Here is a 22,083-nt window from a genome sequence, read left to right on the forward strand (position 1 = left end):
GTGGTGGCCGTCCGGGCGGGCAGGGTGGTGGGTATACCTCGCCACCGGCGCCTGTGGCCTCGGCCATGGCGTCGGCGTTTGCCAAGCTGAAGCGGTAGCCGAGCGCGAACGGGGTAGGGCGGGCTCAAGTTGGCGGGCCCGCTGCCGATAAGGAGGACATTCAAAAACCCTCTTCACCGGACTTCAACGCCTCATGGAACTCGAAGCCCTCCTGAACTACCCGCGCGCCCTGCCTGCCATGTCGCGCACCGTCTCGGACCTGCTGGCCGAGATGAACAAGGATGACCCCAGCCCCAAGCGCGTGGCCGACCTGGTGTCGCAAGACCCGGCGCTCACCACCCGTGTGCTGCGCCTGTCCAACTCGGCCTTCTTTCGCGTCAGCCGCCAGATCGGCAGCGCCGAGGAAGCGGTGTCCTTGCTGGGCATGACGCACGTGCGCTCGCTGGTCATGGCAGCCGCGCTAGGCTCGAGCTTCAAGAACGTGCCCGGCGTGGACATGATGCAGTTCTGGCGCTACAGCCTGCGCGTGGCCGACATCTCCCGCTCGCTGGCCGCCCTGCTGCGCCAGAACGACGGCAACGCCTTCACCGCCGGACTGGTGCATGCGATTGGCGATCTGCTCATGCACATCGCCATGCCCGACGTGATCGGTCCCATCGACATGGGCACACCACCGCTGGATCTGCGCCGAGCCGAGGTCGAGCGCTCGGTGCTGGGCTACTCCTACGCCGATGTCGGTGCCGCGATGGCCGAAAAATGGCAGTTCCCGTCCAGCATCGTCTCCGCGCTCAAGCACCAGATTTCGCCATTTGAGGCGGAGGCCTACGACTCGCTGGGCGGCGTGCTCCACCTGGCGTCCTGGCGCTCGCGGGCCGAAGAAATCCAGCTCGACGATGGCGGCCTGGCCGCGACATTCCCCGACATGGTCGGTCTGAGCCTCGGCCTGGATCTGGACAGCGTGCTGGGCAAGGACCCCACCGAATGGTCGTTCAGCCAGGCCTTGGCCGCTTTCATCGACTGATGCAACTTCCGCCTGCGTCACGTCGGAAAAAAGTCTCAAGTGCGACGGGCCGCCGCCGAAGACATAAGAAACCACCCGTTGATCGCTGCGCAACCCAGAAGGGCAAAACTCCATGCAACTCGAAAGGCTCCTCAAGCAACCGAATGCACTGCCCTCGGTGCCCAAGGTGGTTCGCAAACTCATCGAGACGTTTGACCAGGAGGACGTGGACGCGATGCTCGCGGCAGCCCTGATCGAAAACGACCCGGTGCTCACCGCCAAGCTGCTCAAGACCGCCAACTCCGCCTTCTTCGGGCTGAACCGTTCGGTGTACACCGCGCGCGATGCGATCAACGTGCTGGGCCTCATCAAGGTGCGCGCCCTCGTGATCGCCGCGTCGCTCGGTGAAGGCTTTCACACCGTCGGTGGCGTCAACCTCAACCAGTTCTGGCGCTACAGCCTCAACACCGCCAGTCTGTCGCGCTATATCGCGCTGCCGATCAAGATGGACGAGAACACCGCCTTCACCGCCGGCCTCGTCCACGGCATTGGCGAGCTCGTGATGCACGTGGGCATGCCTGAAGCGATGATCGACCTCGACCGCAGCGTGCCCATGCTCGATCTCAAGCGCGCCAAGGCCGAGCGTGGCCTGTTCGGCTACAGCTACGCCGAGGTCGGCGCGGCGCTGGCGCGCGAATGGCACTTCCCCAAACGCATGATCAACGCCATCCTCCACCAGACCGCGCCGTTCGACAACGACGTGTACGAACCGATGGCAGGGGTGATCCATATCGGCTCCTGGCGTGCCCGCGCCGAAGAACAGCAGATGCGCTCGGAAGTGCTGATCAACACCTACCCCGACCCGGTCGGGCTGGTGCTCGGCATCGACCCCGACACCGTGGTGGCCGAGCAGATACCGTCGATCTCGCGCCAGTCCGAGGCCAGCGAGACCTCATAAGGATGTCAACGCATCGGGTTGCGCGAAAATCGCAACCTTATGCCAGCGCTTCGCCTCTACGCCGGCCCTCGGGCTCGGCGTCATCTTGAACAACACGGCCTGCTTCCACAACACGTCGGCGTCATCCCTGCGGCAGCCGGGGGCCCCAAAGGCCTGATCCTCGGCCCGCTCGACCGGTTTCTCTTTGGCGACTGGCTGCTCCGGAGCTCGCAGCCCGTGCACCTCGTGGGCGCCTCCATTGGCGCGTGGCGCATGGCCACCGCTTGCCTGAACGATCCACGGGCCGCATTCGAGCGTCTTGAGCGCGACTACATTGCGCAGCACTACGAGCTGCCGCCCGGCCAGAAACGCGCCACCGCCAACCAGGTGAGCGAGCGGTTTGGCGACAACCTGCGCCTGTTCTACGGCGGACGGGAAAACGAAGTCCTGGGACATCACCGCTACCGCCTGCACATCGTCACCTCTCGCGGGCGCCTGCTGCTGCACCGGGATGGCAGCTTGCGCACGCCCCTGGGCTACCTGAGCGCGTACGCCGTCAATGCGGTGCACCGCAAGGCCTTGGGCGCCTGGCTCGAACGCGTGGTGTTTTCGTCCGTGCCACCGGGCAGTGGCGCCATGAGCGAGCTGCCCTTCGCCACGCTGGACTACCGCACGCGCCAGGTGGCGATGCTGTCGGACAATTTCCTGGACGCGTTGCAGGCGAGCTGCTCGATCCCCTTCATGCTGCGCCCGGTGCGCAGCATCGCGGGCGCGCCGCCCGGCACCTACTGGGACGGCGGCCTGACCGACTACCACATGCACCTGCAATACCAACCCCCGGCCACATCGCCCCTCGTGCTCTACCCGCACTTCCAGCGTGCGGTGGTACCGGGCTGGCTGGACAAGGCCTGGACGGGCCGGCACCGCAGCAGCCCGGCACTGGATGCCATGCTGGTGCTCGCGCCCGATCCCGACTGGGTGCGCGCGCTGCCCAACGGCAAGCTGCCCGACCGCAACGACTTCACGCGCTACGGCCAGAACCTCGCCGCGCGCATGCAGGTGTGGAACGCGGCCACCAGCGCTGCGCAGCAACTGGCTGATGAGTTCGCGCTGTGGCTGGAGAAACCCGATCTCTCGCGCGTTGATCCGCTCTAGTTCCGCTGACTCACCCGACGCCGCGTCGGCCTCGGCTTCAGGCCACAGCCCGGGGAACATGAAGCGCAGCGCGTGCAGGGGAATGCCCAGGCGCACGGGGCCACGCGGCGTGTCCGTCACGAGCAAGCCGGCCTCGAGCAACTTGCCGATCTGCGTCGTGGCCGTGCGCTCGCCCAAGCCCGTCATGCTGGAAAAGTCCCTTCGCGGCAATTCGCCCTCGGTGGCGAAGAGGTCGTGCAGGTCGCCCATGCGCGGCATATCCGCATTGGCCAGCTTTTCGCTGTAGGCGTCGGCGCCGCGCGCGAGGCCTCGCAGCGGAGACCACAGGCCGTGCGTCAGGCCCAGCGACTGCAGCACCGCCACGGTTTGCAAGCGTGCGGCACGGCCATTGCCATCGCAGAAGGGGTGAATCCACACCAGCCGGTGGTGCGCGGCGGCGGCGGCCACATAGCTTTTCGCCAGGATCGCCTCTACCGGGCGCGGGATAATTGCAGCCATGAAAGCCTTTCTCACCGCCGCCCTGTACCAGTTCGTCGATCTGCCCGATCACGTCGACATGCGCGATCCGCTGCAGGCTTGCTGCGAGGCGAACGGCGTCAAGGGCACGCTGCTGCTGGCGCGCGAGGGCATCAACGGCACCATCGCTGGCCCAGCGGCGGGGGTGAACGCGGTCCTGGCCCACCTGCGCGCGGACCCGCGCCTTGCGCGTTTGCCGCACAAGGAATCCTGGAGCGACCACGCGCCGTTCCACCGCATGAAGGTGCGGCTGAAGAAGGAAATCGTCACGCTGCGCGTGCCTGGGCTCGATCCGAGCAAGACCGTGGGCCAGTACGTCAAGCCGCAGGACTGGAACGCCTTGCTGGCCGACCCCGACGTGCTGCTGATCGACACCCGCAACGACTACGAAGTGGCCATCGGTACCTTCGAAGGCGCGGTGAACCCGAACATCAGGACCTTCACCGAACTGCCGGCCTGGCTCGATGCCCAGCCCGCGCTGCAAGGGGAGGGGCGCAAACCCAAGGTGGCGATGTTCTGCACCGGCGGCATCCGCTGCGAAAAGTCCACCGCGCTCATGAAGATGCGCGGCTTTGACGAGGTCTACCACCTCGAAGGCGGCATCCTCAAGTACCTGGAAGAAGTGCCGCCCGAACAGAGCGCCTGGCGGGGCGACTGCTTCGTGTTCGACGAACGTGTGAGCGTGGGCCACGGCCTGGTGACCGGGCCGCACGAGCTGTGCCGCTCATGCCGCTGGCCGCTCGGGCCGGAGGACAAAGCCTCGCCGCATTACGTCAAGGGCGTGAGCTGCGCCCACTGCCACGACCAGCGCAGCCCGGAAGAGAAAGAACGCCTGGCGGAGCGCCAGCGCCAGGTGGAACTGGCCGAGGCGCGTGGCGAGGTGCACGTGGGCGCGCGCATGCCCGAGCACCGCGAATGAATCACATCGACGCGAGCAACATCGCCTTGTAGTCGTCCGCGCTGGCCAGTCGCGGATTGGTCTTGTGGCAGTGGTCGGCCAACGCGCCTTCAATCACCCGGTCAAAAAGGTCCGGTGTCACGCCCATGGCCACCAGGCCCGAGGGCAGCCCCAGCCGTTGGTTCATGTCCTTGATCGCGTCGGGCACGTCGTTGCCGCTCGACAAACCCATGGCGTGCGCCATGCGTTGCAGGCGGTTGTCCTTCTTCATCGACTCGGCCTCGGCGTTGAAGCGGATCACGGCCGGCAGGAACATGGCGTTGAGCGTGCCGTGGTGCAGGCGCGGGTTCACGCCGCCCAGACTGTGGCTGAGGGAATGCACGCATCCCAAGCCCTTTTGAAACGCCATCGCGCCCTGCATGGACGCGCTCATCATGTTCAAACGCGCCTCGCGGTCCTGCCCGTCTTTCGTGGCGCGTTCGATATGTGCCCAGCCGCGCTGCAAGCCGTCGAGGCCGATGCCATCGGCCGGCGGGTTGAAAGGCGGCGCCATGAAGGTTTCCATGCAATGCGCGATCGCGTCCATGCCGGTAGCGGCCGTCAACATCGGCGGCAGGCCCAGGGTGAGTTCGGGGTCGAGCAGGGCGGTCTTGGGCACCAGGTGCCAGCTGTGAAAGCCGAGCTTGCGGCCGTCGTCGACGATCACGATCGCACCGCGCGCCACTTCGCTGCCCGTGCCGGCGGTGGTGGGTACCGCAATCAACGGCGGCACGCGATCGGTGATCTTCGGTGAACCGCCCTCGATGGTGGCGTAGGTCCTGAGCGGGCCTTCGTGCGTGGATACTATCGCCACGCCCTTGGCGCAGTCGATGGCGCTGCCACCGCCGAGCGCGATCAGGCCATCGCAATCCGCCTGCCGGTACACCTCGACGGCCGCGCGCACGGCGGCCTCCGTGGGGTTGGACGGCGTCTGGTCGAACACCGCGGGGTTCAGGCCGGGCAGGGCGGCGATGGCCTTGTCGAGCAGGCCCGCGGCCTTCACCCCCGCGTCGGTGACGATGAGCGGGCGGGTGATGCCCACGCGCTCGCATTCGGCCTGCAACTGCGCCAGCGCGCCGAAGTCGATCAGGATGTTGGTGACGTAAAGAATCTGGGCCATGGGGTTGTCTCCGTGAAGCGAAAACTATACGGGCGGCATAGGGCCTTGCCTATGGCGCACGGGTCACACAAAAGACAGCCACAATCGGAGCCCATGTCACGCCGAGCCGATCCCCGTACCCTGCTCACGCCCGTCACGCGCCGCCTCCTAGAGAACATCGAGCGCGCCGGGCATCCACCGCTGCAGACCTTGTCGCCCGACGAGGCCAAGGCCGCGTACGAAGCCGGCGCGGGCGTGCTGGAAATTGCAGCGCATCCCTTGGCCCGTGTGGAAGACCTGCGCGTGCCCACGCGCGATGGGCAGACGCTGCATGCGCGCCTGTTCGCGCCCGCGTCCGAGCATCCCTTGCCCGTTCTGCTGTTCTTCCATGGTGGCGGCTTCACCGTGGGCAGCGTGGCCACGCACGAACCGCTCTGCCGCCAGCTCGCGCACCTGGCGCCGTGCGCGGTGGTGTCGGTGGACTACCGGCTCGCGCCCGCGGCGAAATTCCCGACCGCGGCGAACGACGCCTGGGACAGCCTGGTATGGCTGCGCGAGCAGGCTGGCGCGCTCGGGCTCGATGGCACGCGCATCGCCGTGGGTGGCGACAGCGCGGGTGGCACGCTCGCCACCGTCACGGCCATCGCCGCGCGCGACGCCGGTTGGCCGCTGGCCTTGCAATGCCTGTTCTACCCCGGTTGCGCCGGACATCAGGACACCGCGTCGCACAAGACCTTTGCGCAGGGCTTTCTGCTCGACGAAGCGCTCATCACCTACTTCTTCGGCCAATACGTGCGCAGCCCCGCCGACCGCGACGACTGGCGCTTTGCCCCGCTCGACGGGGTGGACGAAAGCGGCCACGTGCGCGAACTGGACGACGTCGCGCCCGCCTGGATCGGCCTGGCCGAATGCGACCCGCTGGTGGACGAAGGCGTGATGTACGCCGACCGCTTGCGCCATGCCGGCGTGGCGGTGGATCTGGAGATCTACGCCGGCGTGGTGCACAGCTTCATCAATTTCGGTCGCGCCCTTCCCGAAGCCAGGACCGCCCACCAACACGCCGCCGCCGCGCTGCGCCAAGCCTTTTCTGGAGTTGTTTGAGATGCCTTCCTTGTCCCGTTCCGATTTCCGTTTCTTCCACCGCATGCGCGTGCGCTGGGCCGAGGTGGACATGCAGAAGATCGTGTTCAACGCGCACTACCTGATGTACTTCGATACCGCCATCAGCGACTACTGGCGCGCACTCGCACTGCCGTACCACGAGAGCATGGAGCAGCTCGAAGGCGACCTCTACGTCGTCAAGGCCACGGTGGAGTTCCACGCCTCGGCGCGGGTCGACGACCAGATCGACGTGGGCATGAAACTCAGCCGCGTGGGCAACACGTCGCTGACCTTCACCGGCGCGATCTTTCGCGGCAACGAACACCTCATCACCGGTGAGCTGATCTACGTGTTCGCCGACCCGGCCACGCAGACCTCGCGCCCGGTGCCTGCGGCCTTGCGCGACACGCTCCTGGGCTACGAGGCCGGCGAAGCCATGGCGCAAGTGCGCGTGGGGTCATGGGACGAACTCGGTGCCGACGCGCAGCGCCTGCGCACCGATGTTTTTGTGGAAGAGCAACGCATTTCCAAGGAGCTGGAGTGGGACGAGGCCGACAAGGTGGCGGTGCACGCCGTGGCCTACAACCGCCTCGGCCGACCGGTGGCCACAGGCCGCCTGCTGCCCCACGAACCCGGCGTGGCGCGCATCGGCCGCATGGCGGTGGAGCGCTCGCTGCGCGGCGGGCGTCTGGGGCGCGATGTGTTGCACGCGCTCATGGGCGCGGCGCGAGAGCGTGGGGACAAGGAAGTAATGCTGCACGCGCAGAACACCGCCGAGGGTTTTTACGCGCGGCTGGGTTACGAGCGGCGGGGGGAGCCGTTTGAGGAGGCGGGGATTGCGCACCAGGAGATGGTGGCGAAGCTCTGACCCGCCTTCTTCGATCGGGCCTGCCGTCCTCAGCTGCTGCCGCGGATCAGCGGCTCGAAGCCCAGGTTCACCGAGTTCCGCGGCGGTGCCTCGCCGCGCATCAGGCTCAGCAGCATTTGCGCGCTGGCCTCGCCGATGGCGCGGCGTGGCGTGCGCACCGTGGTCAGCGGCGGCACCATCTGGTCGCTGCCCGACAGATCGTTGAAGCCCGCCACGGCGATGCGCGCCGGCACGTCGATCTTCAGCCGCAACGCGGTCAGCAGACCCCCTTGCGCGAGGTCGTCGTTGCAGAAGAACACGGCGTCGACCTCGGGCCGCGTGCGCAGCAGGTCTTCCAGCAACTCACCGCCCAACCGCATCGATGATGGCTGGGGACTCAGCAGCTCCAGCCTTGCGTCGTACAGGCCATGCGCGCGCAGGCAGCGGCGGTAGCCTTCGGCGCGCTGCATGGTGCGCGGGTCGAGCTGGGCCGCCACGAAGGCGATGCGCTTGTGACCCCGCTGCACCAGATGCTCGGTGATGGCGTGCCCCGCCTCGATCTGGGAGAAACCCACGCAGTACACGCCGGGCGCCTGGGTCAGCTCCATCAGGTGCACGCAGGGAACGCCACTGGCCGCGATCATCTGGCGCGCGGCCTCGGTGCGGTCGAAGCCGGTCACCAGCAGGCCCGCCGGGCGGTGCGCGAGGTAACTGCGCAGCAACTGCTCTTCTTCGCGCGGCTCATAGTGCGTCACGCCGATCAGCGTCTGGTAGCCGTGCGGCAGCAACGTGCGGTGCACGGCTTCGAGCACGTCGACGAAAAGGGCGTTCGACAGCAGCGGCACCAGCACCGGCACTTGTGTGCTGCGTTGGGAGGCGAGGGCGCGCGCGGCCGGGTCGGGCACATAGCCGAGTTGCTCGGCCGCGCGCTTCACACGCTCCACCAGTTCGGGCGCCACGCTGCGCTCGCCGCGCAACGCGCGCGAGGCGGTGATGGGGCTGACTTCGGCGGCCCGCGCCACGTCGCTGAGGGTGGTGCGGCCGCTGTGGCGTCGCTTGCGTTCGGTCGGTTCCAAGGGTTTTCCCCGTGTTTGATGGCGCTGGACTGGCGATAGGATAGCGCTGTCCGAAGTGCATCGGCACCCGAACTTACCCTGAATTTCCCCGTATGTTGCCATGAGAGCGCCCAACAAACGGGCGACGATGGCTGGCATATGGACCGGTCTTTTTTTTCGAACCTTTTGGATAGCGCTACCAAATGAATATCCGGCCCGAAAACACCTCCCTCGTCGTCATGGGCGTGGCGGGTTGCGGCAAGTCCAGCCTGGGGCAGCTCTGCGCCCAGGCACTGGGTCTGCCGCTGCTGGAAGGCGACGACTTCCACGCCCCGAGCAACGTGGCCAAGATGCGCAGCGGCATCGCGCTGAGCGACGACGACCGCGCGGCCTGGCTCGACACCCTGGCCGAGCAGTTGCGGTCGCACCCGCAGGGCGTGGTGCTGACCTGCTCGGCGCTCAAGCGGCGCTACCGCGACCGCCTGCGCGAGGCCGCACCCGGCCTGCGCTTCGTGTTTCTCGAACTGACGCAGGCGCAGGCGCGCGAACGCGTGGCGGCGCGGCCGGCGCACCTGTTCCCGGTGAGCCTGGTGGCCAGCCAGTTCGCCACGCTGGAAGACCCGCGCGACGAGCCCGGCGTGTTGCCGCTGGACGCCGCGCAGCCACTGAACGATCTCGCCTCTGCGGTGGTGCGCTGGGTGCGCGGCACCCAAGCCCTTTCCTCCCTGGAGAACCTCTCATGAAACCGGGCCCAATTTTGAAACACGGGGCCGAAGCCCTGTTGGCGCTGTGTCTGCTGGGCATGGTGGTCTGTGTGTTCGGCAACGTGGTGCTGCGTTACGGCTTCAACAGCGGCATCAACGCCACCGAAGAACTCTCGCGCCTGCTGTTCGTCTGGATGGTGTTCCTCGGTGCGACCGCCGCCTACCCGCTGGGCCAGCACATGGCGTTCACCAGCCTGGTCGGCGCGTTGCGTGACAAGCCCAGGGCGTTTGCATCCGCCACGTTGGCCATCCGTCTCCTGGTGCTGCTGGCCTGCGTGCTGCTGGGCCGTGGCGCGTGGCAGCAGGTGGTGGTGGGCATGGACAGCCACTCGGTGGTGCTGGGCTACCCGGTCGCATTGCTGCCGTTGCCCGCGCTGCTGTGCTCGCTGGCCATCGGCCTCATGGTGCTGATCGAGATCGCGCGGCGCACGCCGCTCGACCTGGGCCACGCGGTGGACATGGAGTGACACGATGAGCGTTGAAGCATTGGCCTTCGTGGTCTTCATCTCCGGCATGCTGGTGCTCATGGGCATCGGCATGAACATGGCGTTCGCGCTGCTGCTCACCGGGGCCGCCATGGCCTGGGTGATGGATTTCTGGGACACGCAGTTGCTGGCGCAGAACATGGTGGCCGGCATCGACAGTTTTCCGCTGCTGGCGGTGCCGTTCTTCATCCTGGCCGGCGAGCTCATGAACTCGGGCGGCATCAGCCGGCGCATCATCGACATGGCGCAAGCCTGGGTCGGCCACGTGCGCGGTGGTCTGGGTTACGTGGCCATCGGCGCGGCGGTGCTGCTCTCGGCCATGTCGGGCTCGGCGCTGGCCGACGCCGCGGCCATGTCCGCCATCCTGCTGCCGATGATGCGCAAGCACGGCTACCCGGTGGCCTCGTCCGCCGGGCTGATCGCCGCGGGCAGCGTCATCGGTCCGATCATCCCGCCGTCGATGGCGTTCGTGATCTACGGCGTCACCACCAACACCTCGATCTCCGCGCTGTTCATCTCGGGCATCGTGCCCGGCCTGGTCATGGGTGTGGCACTGGTGGTGGCCTGGCGCGTGGTGCTGCGCAAGATGACGTTGACCAGTTCGCCACCGGTGCCGATGGCCGAGCGCCTGCGCCTCACGGGCCGCGCGGTCTGGGCGCTGGTCATGCCGGTGATCATCATCGGCGGCATGAAGACCGGCGTGTTCACGCCGACCGAGGCCGCCGTCGTGGCCGCGTTCTACGCACTGGTGATCGCCTTCTTCGTGCACCGCGAGATGCGCCTGCCCGACCTGTACGCCGCGCTGGTGCGTGCCGCCAGCACGACCTCGGTGGTGATGTTCCTGTGCGCTGGCGCCGCCGTGGCGAGCTACATGATCACGCTGGCCGACCTGCCATCCACGCTCACCGGCTGGCTCGGTCCGCTGGTGGAGCACCCGCGCGTGCTGATGGTGGTGATGATGCTGGTGCTGGTGGCGATCGGCACCGCGCTTGATCTCACGCCCACCATCCTGATCTTCGCGCCGGTGATGCTGCCCATCGCCGTGAAGGCGGGCATCGACCCGGTGTACTTCGGCCTGATGTTCGTGCTCAACGGCGCCATCGGCCTGGTCACGCCGCCCGTGGGCACCGTGCTCAACGTGGTGGCCGGTGTGGGGCGCCTGCCCATGCACCAGGTCATCAAGGGCGTGAACCCGTTCCTGCTGACCTACCTCATCGTTCTCGGCCTTTTCATCGTGTTCCCGCAGATCGTCACCGCGCCCGTGGCCTGGATGCGTTGACGTTTTCATATTTCACATACCACTCGAAGGAGACTGTCATGACCGTATTTCGCCGCACCCTCATCGCCGCCACCGCGGCGGCCGCGCTCGCCGCACCCTTCGCCAGCTGGGCGCAGGACATCAAGCCGCGCATCATCCGCTTCGGCTACGGCCTGAACGAAATCTCCAACCAGGGCCGCGCCACCAAGTTGTTTGCCGAAGAAGTCGAGAAGGCCTCGGGCGGCAAGATGAAGGTGCGCGCCATCGGTGCTGCCGCGCTCGGCTCGGACGTGCAGATGCAGCAGGCGCTGATTGGTGGCGCGCAGGAAATGATGGTGGGATCCACCGCCACGCTGGTGGGCATCACCAAGGAAATGGCGATCTGGGACACGCCGTTCCTGTTCGACAACGCCAAGGAAGCCGACGTCGTGCTCGACGGCCCGGTGGGCCAGAAGGTGATGGACAAGCTGCAGGAAAAGGGGCTGGTGGGCCTCGTCTACTGGGAGAACGGGTTCCGCAACCTCACCAACAACAAGCGCGCCGTCACCAAGCTGGAAGACATGGACGGCATCAAGCTGCGCGTGATGCAGAACAACGTGTTCATCGACAGCTTCAAGACCCTGGGCGCCAACGCCGTGCCGCTGCCGTTCTCCGAACTCTTCACCGCGCTCGAAACCAAGACCGTGGACGGCCAGGAGAACCCGTACAACACCATCCTCTCGAGCAAGTTCTACGAGGTGCAGAAGTACCTGACCGTGACGAACCACGTCTACAGCCCGTGGATCGTGCTGGTGAGCAAGAAGTACTGGGATGGTTTGAGCAAGGCCGAGCAGAAGGTGCTGCTGGATGCCGCGAAGAAGAGCCGCGACTTCGAGCGCCAGGACACGCGCGCCGAAGCCGACAAGGCGCTGGCCGACCTCAAGGGCAAGGGCATGCAGGTCAACCAGTTGTCACCGGCCGAAGCCAACCGCATGCGCGACAAGCTCGCCGCGGTGAACACCGGCATCGCCACCAACGTGGGCGAAGACCTGTGGAAGGAAACGCAGGCCGCCGTGGCGAAGGCGCGCGCCGCGAAGTAAAGGACGGCCTTCGGGCCTGTCACCAGCTCAGCGTTTCGCGCCGGTGCGAGGCCGGATCGAACGGCAGGGGGTCGTGCGTCCATTCGTCCATGCGCACCTCCCAGCCCGCGGCGCGCGGCTGGGTGCTCACCACCAGGCTGCTGCGCGTGCCGTAGGCGCGATCGGGCATGCGCACGAACGGGCTGGAGAGGGCGCGCTCCATGTCGTCGGGCACGCCTGTGTGCGGCAAGGTGGGCGGATCGGCCGGCCCGGTGTCGATCAGCGTGCGCGTGAGCGGCTTCATCCAGTCGTCCGGCGCGGCGGCGTGTTCGCGCAGCCCGGCCAGCGATTCGTTCACCGCCTGTTTGAGCCGCAGTGTCTTGGGCCAGGGGGTGTCCAGGCTGGCGTTGGACAGACCGTACACGCCCGCACCCAGCGGTTTGCGGTGCAGTGCCGGCGCGCGGGGTTCGTGCGGCGTCTCGGGATCGCGGTTGCTTAACCAGCTCCAGCGGTCGCGGTGGAAATCGCCCATCACGAGATTGAAACCGGCGTAGGCGGCCGGATCGATCGTGCCCGCGAAACGGTCTTCATCGCCATCGCTCTGCAGCCAGCGGGTGACGAGCTCGCCGCGGCTGCGCGGCCCCGGACCGGCGAGCGACTGCCGCACGTTGGTCAGCATGGCCACGCGCCCCTGCGGGCTCAAGGCCAGCCAGGTGCCGCCGTCGCGCAGGTCGCGCCCGGACACGATCTCGGTGCCGTCGGCCAGTGACCAGCGTTGCAGGGCGGCCGTGGGGCGGTTCAGGAATTCGTCGCGGTTGGCCGCGATGAGCAGCGGACAACTCGGGTCGGCGTGAAGGGCAAAGGCAATGAGGCACATGGTCGCACCGATTGACGCGGTCAGATGTCGTCGAGCAAGGGGTAGGGCAGGGGCAACAACCGCAGCGCGGGGCCGCTGGCGCTGCCGGTGTGCAGGCTGCCTTCCTCGGCGGCGTTGGTCTGCATCGAGACAATGGCGTCGAACCCGCCAGCGGGGTTTGGCGCGGCCTGCACCACGGTGCCGCAGGGTTGTTCGGCATCGCGGCTGTGGAAGACTTCGTCGCCCGCCACCATGGGTGCGTCGCCGTGCACCACATAGCCGCGGCGCTTGAGGGTGCCGCGGAACTGGCTGCGTGCCACCACTTCCTGGCCGGGGTAGCAGCCCTTCTTGAAGTTCACGCCGCCCACCGATTCGTAGTTCAGCATCTGCGGCACGAAGGCATCGAACACCGGCTGACTCAGCGTGGCCACGCCGCTGCGCACCTCAAGCCACTGCCACAGCGGCTCGGCCAGGGGCTCACCCGCCGGGTTTTCGGTTTGCGCCGGTGCCACCCACAATGCGCGCGACAGGCCTTCGGCGGGGTACAGGCGCACGACGCTCGCTTCGCCATCGCGCCACTGGCTCCAGGGTGCGTCGGGCAGCGCGGGCGGCACGGCGTTACCCACGAGGCCGAAGAGCGAAAAGGCCTCGCTGGCATCGCTGAGTCTGGCCTTGGCGCGCAACACGAACATGGTCATGCGCTTGAGCGTGGTCGCCAGCAGGTCGCGGCTGCACACCAGCAGCACTTCGTTCTGGCTGCGCTTGAAACCCACGAAGCTCGCCTGCATGCGGCCCTTGGCCGAACAGAACGCGGCCAGGCGCGCTTCGGACAGCGCGAGCAGGGAAAAGTCCTGCGTGAGCTGGCCTTGCAGGAAGGTCGCGGCGTCTTCGCCTTCGACGCGGATCACGCCCAGGTTCGAGAGGGGCGTGACCCCGCTCGTGGCGAGGCCGGTAGGGGTGCTATGGGGGATCGTCGAGGTGCTCATCGCGTGGATTATCATGGTCGGCTCGATTCCCCGTTGCCCCTCCACGCCTTGTCCCTGACGAGCCCAAGCCTGTGATCCGCCTGCTCAAATTGTTGCTGCTTGTGCCCTTGCTGGCGGGCATGCTGGCGGCCGTCGGCGGCTTGTGGTGGCTGCAACAACCGCTGCCGTTGGCCGCGTCCGAACAAAAGCCGCTGCTCGTGACCATTGCGCCAGGGTCGTCGGCGCAAACCGTGGCCGACACCTTGACCTCGGCCGGGGTGAACGCGCCATCGGCGCTGCTCTACGCGTGGTTCCGCTTTTCGGGCCAGGCGCGCGACATCAAGGCCGGCACCTACGAAATTGCGCCCGACACCACGCCGCGCACGCTGCTGTCCAAGCTGGTGCGCGGAGAGCAAGCGTTGCGCAGCGTGACGCTGCTGGAAGGCTGGAACATCCGCCAGGTGCTGCAGGCCGTGCGCAGCTCGCCCGACCTCACGCAAGACATCGAGGGCATGAGCCACAACGACATCATGGCGCTCATCGGTTACCCGGGCCGGCACCCGGAGGGCCGTTTCTTCCCCGACACCTACCGCGTGGTCACGCGCGCGCCCGCCTCCAGCGTGCTGAAGCAGGCCGCACAGGCCATGGAACAGCGCCTGACCCAGGTCTGGGAACAGCGCGACGGCGCGTCGCCGCTGCGCACGCCGGACGAGGCGCTGATTCTGGCCAGCATCGTCGAGAAGGAAACCGGCCTGGAGAGCGACCGCCGGCGCGTGGCGTCCGTGTTCTCCAACCGCCTGCGCATCGGCATGCGCCTGCAGACCGACCCGGCGGTGATCTACGGCCTGGGCGAGCGGTTCGACGGCAACCTGCGTCGGGTCGACCTGGAGTCCGACACGCGCTACAACACCTACACCCGGGCGGGCCTGCCGCCCACGCCGATCGCGATGCCGGGCATGGCCTCGCTGCTGGCGGCGGTGCGTCCCGTCGAGTCCAACGCCATCTATTTCGTCTCGCGCGGTGACGGCTCCAGCCAGTTCAGCGCCACGCTCGAAGAACACAACGCGGCGGTGCAGCGCTACATCCTGCGCCGCTGATCCCGCACACCCGATCTCTCCTTAGTACATGCCCTCGGCCGGACTCTTCATCACTTTCGAAGGCATCGATGGCGCGGGCAAATCCACGCACATCGCCTCCCTGGCCGACGCTTTCCGCGCGGCCGGGCGCCACGTGACGCTCACGCGCGAACCCGGTGGCACGCCGCTGGCTGAAAAGCTGCGCGACCTCGTGCTGAACGACGCGATGGACCCGTTGAGCGAAGCCTTGCTGATGTTCGCCGCGCGCCGCGACCACCTGCAGCAGGTGATCGAACCCGCATTGCAACGCGGCGAGGTGGTGCTGTGCGACCGCTTCACCGACGCCACCTTCGCCTACCAGGGCGGCGGACGGGGTTTTGATCTCGGCGTGCTGCGCCAGCTTGAACACTGGGTGCAGTCCCGGCCAGGCAGCGAGCAACTGCGCCAGCCCGACCTGACCGTGTGGTTCGACCTGCCGCCCTCGGTGGCCGCGCAACGCCTGGCCGCGGCCCGCGCGCCTGACCGCTTCGAATCGCAGCCGCAAGCCTTCTTCGAGCGCGTGGCAGCGGGCTATGCCGCGCGCCTGGGCGAAGCGCCCGGTCGTTTCGCGCGCATTGCGTCCGATCGGCCCAAGGAACTGGTCTGGCAGCAGGTGCGCCAGGCGGTGGAGCAGCGCGGCTGGCTGCAGGTTTCCGGGGCCGCCGCGTGAGCGCGACGAACCTCGCACCGTGGTTGCATGGCCAACTGCGCAACCTGCTCGGCCATCGGGGGCACGCCCTGTTGCTCGCGGGTCCTTCGGGTCTGGGGCAGTACGACCTGGCGCTCGCGCTCGCCCGCGCCTGGCTCTGCGAGCAGCCCACCGCCGACGGCGCCTGCGGCGTTTGCGGCAGCTGCCACGCCATCGACGTGCGCACGCATGCCGATCTGTGCGTGCTGATGCCCGAGACGCTGTGCCAGGAACTCGGGTGGCCGCTGGACGAAGTCGCGCAGAAGGAAATCGACGACAAGAAGCGCAAGGCCAGCAAGTTCATCCGTGTGGAGGCGGCCCGCGAGGCCGTGTCGTTCACGCAGTTCACGCGTTCGCGCGGCCGCACCAAGGTGATCCTGGTGCACCCGGCCGAGCGCATGAACATGGAGTCGGCCAACACCTTGCTCAAGACGCTGGAAGAGCCCTTGGGCGAAGTGCGCTTCGTGCTCGCCAGCGAAGCTGCCCACCAGTTGCTCCCCACCATTCGCAGCCGCTGCCAGACGCACGCCATGGCGTGGCCGACCGAGTCCGAGGCCCTGGACTGGCTGGTGCAGCAGGCGAGTGCGGCCGGCAAACCCGCGGACCGCGCCCAGGCTGGCGTGTGGTTGCAGGCTGCGGGGGGCCGCCCCGACGACGCGCTGGCCTGGGCTGCCACAGGATTGCAAGGCGCCACATGGGCGCAACTGCCGCAAGCGCTGACCCGAGGCGACTGGGGCACGCTGGCGGGCTGGCCACCCGCGCAGCAACTGGCGGTCTTGCAGAAGCTGTGTCATGACCTGATGGCCCGCGCGGCCGGTGCGCCCGCGCGCTTCTTTCCCACCGAACAACTCCCGCCCGCGCCGCGCTGGGCTGCATTGGCCCAATGGTCGCGCGAGCTGATCGCCGCCGCGCGCACGGTGGAGCACCCCTACAACGCGAACCTGACCCAGGAAGCCTGGGCCGCGCGAACGCGGCAGGTGCTGGCCAGCGGGGTAGGGCGCAAAACACCTTGATCCCAGGCAGACCATTGCCGCTAAACTCGCCCCTCATGAGCACCACCCCCTCTCCATCGGCAGCGACCGCCCGACCGAGCGTGATCCAGCTCTCCATCAAGGAGAAGGCGGCTTTGTACGCTGCCTACATTCCCTTGTTTGCAGACGGTGGCATCTTCATCCCCTCGGCGCGTGAATACCGCCTGGGCGATGACGTGTATGTGTTGCTCAGCCTGCCCGACGATGCGCAGCGCTACCCGGTGGCCGGCAAGGTCGCCTGGGTCACGCCCGCCAAGGCGCAGGGCGCACGCACACAAGGCGTGGGCATCCGTTTCCCGTCCGACGAAAAGTCGCGCCAACTCAAACTCAAAATCGAAGAAGTCCTGGGCTCCAGCCTGGGCTCGGACCGCGCCACACAGACACTCTGAGCCAGACCCGGCCCGCCGATGCGGCGCACAATGTGTGCCCTTCGGCTTTTTCGTGCCGGCGCCTTCTCTCCCCCATGTTCACCGACTCCCACTGCCACCTCAGCTTTCCCGAGCTGCGCGCCCGATTGCCCGAGATCCTTGCGGACATGGCGCAAGCGCAGGTCGACCGCGCGCTGTGCATCTGCACCACGCTCGAAGAGTTCGAAGACGTGTACGGCCTGGCGCAGGCGCACAACCATCTCTGGGCCACCATCGGCGTGCACCCGGACAACGAAGACATCCAGGAACCCACGCTCGACGATCTCTTGCGCGGCGCGGCGCGACCCAAGGTCATCGGCATTGGCGAGACCGGCCTGGACTACTACCGCCTGGGCGAACGCACTGTGGCCGACATGGAGTGGCAGCGCGAACGTTTTCGCACCCACATCCGCGCCGGGCGCCAGACCGACTTGCCGCTGGTGATCCACACCCGCAGCGCGTCGGACGACACGCTGGCGATCCTGGCGGAAGAGGGCGGGCTTCGTTCCGGCTCTGGCCAGAGCCAACCCGTGTCCAAAGGCGTGTTCCACTGCTTCACGGAAACCATGGCGGTTGCGCGCGCCGCGCTGGACCTCGGTTTCTTCGTGTCCTTCTCGGGCATCCTGACATTTCGCAACGCGGCCGAGCTGCGCGAAGTGGCTGCCTTCGTGCCCCTGGACCGCACCCTGATCGAAACCGACAGCCCGTATCTGGCGCCGATGCCCCACCGGGGGAAAACAAACTCGCCGGCCTGGGTGCCCTGGGTCGCCAAACAGGTGGCCGAGATCAAAGGCATTCCGGTGGAAGCCGTGGCCGAAGCCACGAGCCGCAATTTCGAGCAGCTATTTGATCGCGTGGGCGCGTGCCAGCCCGCTGACAATATTTAAATATTCACATTAAAAACATGAAAAACCACATTGTTTTTAAATGGGTATTTTTACTGCTGCTGAGCTTCACATCTACCTTGCAGGCCAGCTCGTTCGACGACTTCTTCACCGCCATCAAGCGCAACGATGTGCCCGGGCTGCGTCAGCTGGCCCAGCGCGGTTTTGACCTGAACACCCGCAACGAGGCCGGCGATCCCGCGCTCGTGCTGGCCATTCGCGATGGCTCAAGCGCCGTGGCCAACTACCTCGCGGACGAAAAGTCGGTGAACATCGAAGCCCGCACGGCCAAGGACGAAAGCGCCTTGATGATGGCGGCGCTCAAAGGCGATCTGAACCTGGCGCGCCGCCTGATCGCACGCCAGGCCGAGGTCAACAAAACCGGCTGGACGCCGTTGCACTACGCCGCCACCCATCCCGGCAACGCCAGCGCCGACATGGTGCGCCTGATGCTGGAACACCACGCCTACATAGACGCCGAGTCCCCCAACGGCACCACGCCCCTGATGATGGCCGCTCAATACGGCCAACCCGGGGTGGTCCAACTCTTGCTGGACGAAGGGGCCGACCCCCTGATCAAAAACCAGAAGGGGTTGACCGCCATCGATTTCGCACAACGCGCTGGGCGCGCCGCTTCGGCCGAGAAGATTTCGGCTGTTGTGCGCGCACGTCAGCCCAAAGGAAAGTGGTAAGGAGACGCTGACTGGAACGACTTTTCCCCTGTTTGATTCGGCCAAAAGTAGGTGTAACCCACATGGGCCATTTGACCGAGTCGCCTCACAATCGCCCGCTGATCCACAAAATAAGGAGACACCGTCGTGAAGATGGCTAGTCAAAAAGACTTTTTCGCAGGACTGATGTTCACCGCCGTCGGCGTCGCATTCGGCATCGGCGCCACCAACTTCACCGTTGGCAACGCAGCACGCATGGGCCCAGGCTACTTTCCCCTGTTGCTCGGTGTCGTGCTCACCATCCTGGGCCTCTTGATCACAGCGCAGTCGTTCAAGAGCAAGGCAAGGGACGGTGACCCCGTCGGACGTTTCGCCTGGCGACCGTTGGGCTTCATCATCGGTGCCAACCTGGCATTCGGCGTCCTGCTGGTCGGCGTCCCCGCGCTCGGCATCCCCGCCTTCGGCCTGATCATCGCGATCTATGCGCTGGTGGTGATTGCGGGCTTCGCCCGGCCCAACTGCAGTGTCAAGGAGTCGGTCATCCTGGCCACCATTCTCGCTGTGGGCAGCTATTTCGCCTTCGTGTACGCATTGAATCTGCAGTTCCCGGTGTGGCCTGCGTTCCTGACCGCCTGATCCGGAGAATTTTCGAATGGAACTCTTTGACAACTTGGCGCTGGGCTTCGGCGTCGCCTTTACCTTTCAGAACATCCTGTATGCGCTGATCGGCTGTCTGCTCGGTACGCTGATCGGTGTGCTTCCCGGCATTGGTCCGGTCGCCACCATCGCCATGCTGCTGCCCGCCACCTACGGCCTGCCACCTGTGGCTGCGCTGATCATGTTGGCCGGTATTTATTACGGCGCCCAGTACGGGGGCTCCACGACGGCTATTCTGGTCAACCTGCCGGGTGAATCCTCGTCGGTGGTCACCGTGATCGACGGGCACCAGATGGCGAAGAAGGGAAGGGCAGGACCAGCGCTGGCGGCTGCCGGTCTGGGTTCGTTCTTCGCGGGTTGCGTCGGCACCTTGTGGCTGGCCGCGTTCGCGCCTCCACTGACAGAGGTCGCCCTGAGCTTTGGTCCCGCCGAGTATTTCTCGCTCATGATCGTCGGCCTTATCGGCTCGGTGGTGCTGGCTTCCGGCTCGCTCGTCAAGGCGCTGGCCATGATCGTGCTGGGTCTGCTGCTGGGTCTGGTCGGTACCGACGTGAACTCGGGCGTGGCCCGCTTCAGCTTCGACATCCCGGAACTGACCGATGGCATCAGCTTCACCGTGATTGCCATGGGTGTGTTCGGCTACGGCGAAATCATCCACAACCTGTCCCACCCCGAAGGCGAGCGCTCCGTGTTCACCGACAAGGTGCACGGCCTGATGCCGACCAAGGAGGACTTCAAGAACATGGTGCCGGCCGTTCTGCGGGGCACGGCACTGGGTTCGTGCCTGGGCATCCTGCCCGGTGGTGGTGCGCTGCTGTCCGCTTTTGCGGCCTACACGATCGAGAAGAAGGTCAAGATGAAGCCGGGCGAAGTCCCGTTCGGTCAAGGCAACATCCGCGGCGTGGCGGGTCCCGAGTCGGCCAACAACGCCGGTGCGCAGGCTTCGTTCATCCCGCTGCTGACGCTGGGCATTCCGCCCAACGCCGTGATGGCGCTGATGGTGGGTGCGATGACGATCCACAACATCCAGCCTGGCCCACAGGTCATGACCAGCAACCCGGAACTGTTCTGGGGTCTGATCGCGTCCATGTGGATCGGCAACGCGATGCTGATCATCCTGAACCTGCCGCTGATCGGCATGTGGATCAAGCTGCTCGCCGTGCCTTACCGCTGGCTGTTCCCGGCCATCGTGCTGTTCTGTGCGATCGGTGTGTACTCGACCAACAACAACAACTTCGACATCTGGATGGTGGCGCTGTTCGGTGTGATCGGTTACCTGTTCATCAAACTCGGTTGTGAGCCAGCGCCTTTGCTGCTGGGCTTCATCCTGGGGCCGATGATGGAAGAGTACTTGCGCCGTGCGCTGCTGATCTCGCGCGGTGACTGGTCGGTGTTCGTGACCCGTCCGATCTCTGCCACGCTGCTCGCGGTCGCTGCCTTGCTGCTGCTCATCGTGCTGCTGCCCTCGATCAAGAAGAAACGCGAAGAAGCTTTCGTGGAAGAGTGATCGATTGCCCGGGTGCGCAAGCGCCCGGGTCATCAAAAGGCCCAAACCGTTGCAGAACGGTTTGGGCTTTTTTGTTTGGGCGCTTGCGTGAAGCAGCACCCTGAAATTCACAAACTTAACCGTCGTTAATTCAAAAAGGACCGCAAACCACTTGAACCGCGTGAGAACTGCTACAGGGCGTTAGGGAAAAGGCCTTGGCACATCCCCCAAATGGGGGATCAATTCGGAGAATGGAGCACTGCTTGTCTGAAACAGCTGCTATGGATTTGAGTAACGCTTGGTGACAAGGGCAGTCGGACGACTCGTTGCATCTGCGAACAGGTGAACTGTCGAGAAATGGAGACATTAACGCCTCGGCTTTGATGCGTCTTCCATCGAGCCTCCGAGCCCGCTTCAGTCGGGGCTGCCTTTGACTCTTCACCGGACACATCCCACATGGAATTTGAACTTACGCGAATGGCCATCGTTTACGCCCACCTGATCGCTTGCTGCGCGGCACTCGGGCTGATCCTCATGAGCGACATCGCCATGGTCAAGCAGCTCATCTCGGGCGATCCCCGCGAGCGCATGGACCCGAAACACCTGCAGGACCTGCAGAACACCGTGGCCATGGCCCTGGTCGCACTCTGGGCCACCGGCGTGGCCATGATCGCGCTGGACGCCTCGTTCAAAGGCTGGGAGTACTTCGCCAACCCCAAGCTGCAGGCCAAGATCACCGTGGTCTGCTTGCTGACGCTCAACGGCGTCCTGCTGCACCACCGTGTGCTGCCACTGATGAAGAAGGCTGGCACCTTGTTGAACATGTCGTTCTCCCAGCGCAGCTTCGCCGTGTTCGCCGGTTCGGCGTCGGCGGTGTCGTGGTTCTATGCCGCGCTGCTGGGCGTGGGCCGTCCGCTGAACTGGAAATACTCGCTGCCCCAGATCCTTGCGGCCTACCCGGTGCTGATTGCCGGTGGTTTCATCGGGCTGATGCTGTTGCTGGCCTGGGCACAGTACCGCACCAGCGAGTCCCGCGCGTTTGAAGGCACCCGCTTCGTCGGCGCCCAGTGAACCTTGCGTCGCGTCTGACGACGGCAAAAGGGCGATCCAT

The 22,083-nt window shown here is 66.2% G+C and carries 23 protein-coding genes and 1 pseudogene; 19 read left to right on the plus strand and 5 right to left on the minus strand.

Going from position 1 to position 22,083, the window contains the following annotated elements; translation table 11 throughout:
* Nucleotides 1–193: 193 nt before the first annotated feature.
* The 3 genes from FFS09_RS16595 to FFS09_RS16605 all read left to right on the plus strand — a co-directional run bounded on the left by FFS09_RS16595 (nucleotide 194) and on the right by FFS09_RS16605 (nucleotide 3,092).
* Nucleotides 194–1,021 (plus strand): HDOD domain-containing protein, encoded by an 828-nt coding sequence (locus FFS09_RS16595; protein WP_137920010.1) that lies wholly within the window; start codon nucleotides 194–196, stop codon nucleotides 1,019–1,021.
* Nucleotides 1,022–1,133: 112 nt separating this feature from the next.
* Entirely contained in the window at nucleotides 1,134–1,958 is an 825-nt protein-coding gene (locus FFS09_RS16600; RefSeq protein ID WP_137920011.1) for an HDOD domain-containing protein, read from the plus strand.
* Between the two features lie 39 nt (nucleotides 1,959–1,997).
* On the plus strand, nucleotides 1,998–3,092 hold the full coding sequence (locus tag FFS09_RS16605) for a patatin-like phospholipase family protein (protein ID WP_137920012.1): 1,095 nt from the start codon (nucleotides 1,998–2,000) through the stop codon (nucleotides 3,090–3,092).
* Between the two features lie 369 nt (nucleotides 3,093–3,461).
* Here the strand turns inward: FFS09_RS16605 and FFS09_RS31585 are convergent.
* Nucleotides 3,462–3,590, minus strand: a pseudogene (locus tag FFS09_RS31585) (Fic family protein); the annotation flags it as partial.
* Here FFS09_RS31585 and trhO point away from each other — a divergent pair.
* The gene (gene trhO / locus FFS09_RS16615; RefSeq protein ID WP_137920013.1) at nucleotides 3,589–4,527 is read left to right on the plus strand and encodes an oxygen-dependent tRNA uridine(34) hydroxylase TrhO; all 939 of its coding nucleotides are present in this window, start codon (nucleotides 3,589–3,591) and stop codon (nucleotides 4,525–4,527) included. The pseudogene FFS09_RS31585 and the gene trhO sit on opposite strands and share 2 nt — an antisense overlap.
* 1 nt (nucleotide 4,528) lies before the next feature.
* Here the strand turns inward: trhO and gbd are convergent, their stop codons facing one another.
* A complete protein-coding gene (gene gbd, locus FFS09_RS16620) occupies nucleotides 4,529–5,665 on the minus strand; it encodes a 4-hydroxybutyrate dehydrogenase (protein ID WP_137920014.1) in 1,137 nt (378 codons plus the stop codon).
* Between the two features lie 93 nt (nucleotides 5,666–5,758).
* Here gbd and FFS09_RS16625 point away from each other — a divergent pair, with 93 nt between their 5' ends.
* On the plus strand, nucleotides 5,759–6,745 hold the full coding sequence (locus FFS09_RS16625) for an alpha/beta hydrolase (RefSeq protein WP_137920015.1): 987 nt from the start codon (nucleotides 5,759–5,761) through the stop codon (nucleotides 6,743–6,745).
* A gap of 1 nt (nucleotide 6,746) precedes the next feature.
* Nucleotides 6,747–7,613, plus strand: a complete 867-nt coding sequence (locus FFS09_RS16630) for a YbgC/FadM family acyl-CoA thioesterase (protein ID WP_137920016.1) — start codon at nucleotides 6,747–6,749, stop codon at nucleotides 7,611–7,613.
* Nucleotides 7,614–7,642: 29 nt separating this feature from the next.
* Here FFS09_RS16630 and gntR read toward each other — a convergent pair whose 3' ends face one another.
* Nucleotides 7,643–8,668 carry an HTH-type transcriptional regulator GntR gene (gntR, locus tag FFS09_RS16635; RefSeq protein WP_252374403.1) on the minus strand — a complete coding sequence of 342 codons (1,026 nt, stop codon included), beginning with the start codon at nucleotides 8,666–8,668 and terminating at the stop codon, nucleotides 7,643–7,645.
* Nucleotides 8,669–8,850: 182 nt separating this feature from the next.
* Between gntR and FFS09_RS16640 the strand changes: the two genes are divergently transcribed.
* From FFS09_RS16640 to FFS09_RS16655, 4 genes are read left to right on the plus strand one after another with little or no spacing between them, the layout of a single operon-like run.
* Nucleotides 8,851–9,390, plus strand: a complete 540-nt coding sequence (locus FFS09_RS16640; RefSeq protein ID WP_137920018.1) for a gluconokinase — start codon at nucleotides 8,851–8,853, stop codon at nucleotides 9,388–9,390.
* Entirely contained in the window at nucleotides 9,387–9,878 is a 492-nt protein-coding gene (locus tag FFS09_RS16645) for a TRAP transporter small permease subunit (RefSeq protein WP_137920019.1), read from the plus strand. Before FFS09_RS16640 ends, FFS09_RS16645 begins: the two co-directional genes overlap by 4 nt.
* 4 nt (nucleotides 9,879–9,882) lie before the next feature.
* Nucleotides 9,883–11,175: a TRAP transporter large permease gene (locus tag FFS09_RS16650; protein ID WP_212745115.1), complete on the plus strand. Its 1,293-nt coding sequence runs from the start codon at nucleotides 9,883–9,885 to the stop codon at nucleotides 11,173–11,175.
* Nucleotides 11,176–11,213: 38 nt separating this feature from the next.
* Nucleotides 11,214–12,233, plus strand: coding sequence for a TRAP transporter substrate-binding protein (locus FFS09_RS16655; RefSeq protein ID WP_137920020.1), 1,020 nt, complete (start codon nucleotides 11,214–11,216; stop codon nucleotides 12,231–12,233).
* A gap of 19 nt (nucleotides 12,234–12,252) precedes the next feature.
* On the opposite strand, the gene FFS09_RS16660 is transcribed toward FFS09_RS16655, so the two are convergent.
* Both FFS09_RS16660 and ygfZ read right to left on the minus strand, forming a co-directional pair.
* Nucleotides 12,253–13,089 (minus strand): NRDE family protein, encoded by an 837-nt coding sequence (locus FFS09_RS16660; protein WP_137920021.1) that lies wholly within the window; start codon nucleotides 13,087–13,089, stop codon nucleotides 12,253–12,255.
* Nucleotides 13,090–13,109: 20 nt separating this feature from the next.
* Nucleotides 13,110–14,054, minus strand: coding sequence for a CAF17-like 4Fe-4S cluster assembly/insertion protein YgfZ (gene ygfZ / locus FFS09_RS16665; RefSeq protein WP_252374404.1), 945 nt, complete (start codon nucleotides 14,052–14,054; stop codon nucleotides 13,110–13,112).
* A 74-nt stretch (nucleotides 14,055–14,128) separates the two neighbouring features.
* Between ygfZ and mltG the strand changes: the two genes are divergently transcribed.
* The 9 genes from mltG to FFS09_RS16710 all read left to right on the plus strand — a co-directional run bounded on the left by mltG (nucleotide 14,129) and on the right by FFS09_RS16710 (nucleotide 22,043).
* The gene (mltG, locus tag FFS09_RS16670) at nucleotides 14,129–15,130 is read left to right on the plus strand and encodes an endolytic transglycosylase MltG (protein WP_137920074.1); all 1,002 of its coding nucleotides are present in this window, start codon (nucleotides 14,129–14,131) and stop codon (nucleotides 15,128–15,130) included.
* A 28-nt stretch (nucleotides 15,131–15,158) separates the two neighbouring features.
* Complete coding sequence (tmk, locus tag FFS09_RS16675; RefSeq protein WP_137920023.1) at nucleotides 15,159–15,818, plus strand: dTMP kinase; 660 nt, start codon at nucleotides 15,159–15,161, stop codon at nucleotides 15,816–15,818.
* The gene (locus FFS09_RS16680) at nucleotides 15,815–16,849 is read left to right on the plus strand and encodes a DNA polymerase III delta subunit-related protein (RefSeq protein ID WP_137920024.1); all 1,035 of its coding nucleotides are present in this window, start codon (nucleotides 15,815–15,817) and stop codon (nucleotides 16,847–16,849) included. Before tmk ends, FFS09_RS16680 begins: the two co-directional genes overlap by 4 nt.
* Before the next feature lie 35 nt (nucleotides 16,850–16,884).
* On the plus strand, nucleotides 16,885–17,256 hold the full coding sequence (locus FFS09_RS16685) for a PilZ domain-containing protein (RefSeq protein ID WP_137920025.1): 372 nt from the start codon (nucleotides 16,885–16,887) through the stop codon (nucleotides 17,254–17,256).
* 74 nt (nucleotides 17,257–17,330) lie between these two features.
* Nucleotides 17,331–18,161: a TatD family hydrolase gene (locus tag FFS09_RS16690; protein WP_137920026.1), complete on the plus strand. Its 831-nt coding sequence runs from the start codon at nucleotides 17,331–17,333 to the stop codon at nucleotides 18,159–18,161.
* A gap of 17 nt (nucleotides 18,162–18,178) precedes the next feature.
* Nucleotides 18,179–18,850 carry an ankyrin repeat domain-containing protein gene (locus FFS09_RS16695; protein WP_137920027.1) on the plus strand — a complete coding sequence of 224 codons (672 nt, stop codon included), beginning with the start codon at nucleotides 18,179–18,181 and terminating at the stop codon, nucleotides 18,848–18,850.
* A 126-nt stretch (nucleotides 18,851–18,976) separates the two neighbouring features.
* Entirely contained in the window at nucleotides 18,977–19,465 is a 489-nt protein-coding gene (locus tag FFS09_RS16700; protein ID WP_137920028.1) for a tripartite tricarboxylate transporter TctB family protein, read from the plus strand.
* A gap of 16 nt (nucleotides 19,466–19,481) precedes the next feature.
* Complete coding sequence (locus tag FFS09_RS16705; RefSeq protein WP_137920029.1) at nucleotides 19,482–20,993, plus strand: tripartite tricarboxylate transporter permease; 1,512 nt, start codon at nucleotides 19,482–19,484, stop codon at nucleotides 20,991–20,993.
* Between the two features lie 435 nt (nucleotides 20,994–21,428).
* Nucleotides 21,429–22,043, plus strand: a complete 615-nt coding sequence (locus FFS09_RS16710) for a hypothetical protein (protein ID WP_137920030.1) — start codon at nucleotides 21,429–21,431, stop codon at nucleotides 22,041–22,043.
* Nucleotides 22,044–22,083: the final 40 nt, after the last annotated feature.

It is taken from the genome of Hydrogenophaga sp. 2FB (assembly GCF_005503365.1).
Taxonomy (GTDB): Bacteria; Pseudomonadota; Gammaproteobacteria; order Burkholderiales; family Burkholderiaceae_C; genus Hydrogenophaga.

What these genes read in the sequence shown, in the direction of transcription:
- FFS09_RS16595 (WP_137920010.1), top strand. Translation starts at nt 194, where the DNA reads ATGGAACTCGAAGCCCTCCTGAACTACCCGCGCGCCCTGCCTGCCATG.
- FFS09_RS16600 (WP_137920011.1), top strand. Translation starts at nt 1,134, where the DNA reads ATGCAACTCGAAAGGCTCCTCAAGCAACCGAATGCACTGCCCTCGGTG.
- FFS09_RS16605 (WP_137920012.1), top strand. Translation starts at nt 1,998, where the DNA reads ATGCCAGCGCTTCGCCTCTACGCCGGCCCTCGGGCTCGGCGTCATCTT.
- trhO (WP_137920013.1), top strand. Translation starts at nt 3,589, where the DNA reads ATGAAAGCCTTTCTCACCGCCGCCCTGTACCAGTTCGTCGATCTGCCC.
- gbd (WP_137920014.1), bottom strand. Translation starts at nt 5,665, where the DNA reads ATGGCCCAGATTCTTTACGTCACCAACATCCTGATCGACTTCGGCGCG.
- FFS09_RS16625 (WP_137920015.1), top strand. Translation starts at nt 5,759, where the DNA reads ATGTCACGCCGAGCCGATCCCCGTACCCTGCTCACGCCCGTCACGCGC.
- FFS09_RS16630 (WP_137920016.1), top strand. Translation starts at nt 6,747, where the DNA reads ATGCCTTCCTTGTCCCGTTCCGATTTCCGTTTCTTCCACCGCATGCGC.
- FFS09_RS16640 (WP_137920018.1), top strand. Translation starts at nt 8,851, where the DNA reads ATGAATATCCGGCCCGAAAACACCTCCCTCGTCGTCATGGGCGTGGCG.
- FFS09_RS16645 (WP_137920019.1), top strand. Translation starts at nt 9,387, where the DNA reads ATGAAACCGGGCCCAATTTTGAAACACGGGGCCGAAGCCCTGTTGGCG.
- FFS09_RS16650 (WP_212745115.1), top strand. Translation starts at nt 9,883, where the DNA reads ATGAGCGTTGAAGCATTGGCCTTCGTGGTCTTCATCTCCGGCATGCTG.
- FFS09_RS16655 (WP_137920020.1), top strand. Translation starts at nt 11,214, where the DNA reads ATGACCGTATTTCGCCGCACCCTCATCGCCGCCACCGCGGCGGCCGCG.
- FFS09_RS16660 (WP_137920021.1), bottom strand. Translation starts at nt 13,089, where the DNA reads ATGTGCCTCATTGCCTTTGCCCTTCACGCCGACCCGAGTTGTCCGCTG.
- ygfZ (WP_252374404.1), bottom strand. Translation starts at nt 14,054, where the DNA reads ATGAGCACCTCGACGATCCCCCATAGCACCCCTACCGGCCTCGCCACG.
- tmk (WP_137920023.1), top strand. Translation starts at nt 15,159, where the DNA reads ATGCCCTCGGCCGGACTCTTCATCACTTTCGAAGGCATCGATGGCGCG.
- FFS09_RS16685 (WP_137920025.1), top strand. Translation starts at nt 16,885, where the DNA reads ATGAGCACCACCCCCTCTCCATCGGCAGCGACCGCCCGACCGAGCGTG.
- FFS09_RS16690 (WP_137920026.1), top strand. Translation starts at nt 17,331, where the DNA reads ATGTTCACCGACTCCCACTGCCACCTCAGCTTTCCCGAGCTGCGCGCC.
- FFS09_RS16695 (WP_137920027.1), top strand. Translation starts at nt 18,179, where the DNA reads ATGAAAAACCACATTGTTTTTAAATGGGTATTTTTACTGCTGCTGAGC.
- FFS09_RS16705 (WP_137920029.1), top strand. Translation starts at nt 19,482, where the DNA reads ATGGAACTCTTTGACAACTTGGCGCTGGGCTTCGGCGTCGCCTTTACC.
- FFS09_RS16710 (WP_137920030.1), top strand. Translation starts at nt 21,429, where the DNA reads ATGGAATTTGAACTTACGCGAATGGCCATCGTTTACGCCCACCTGATC.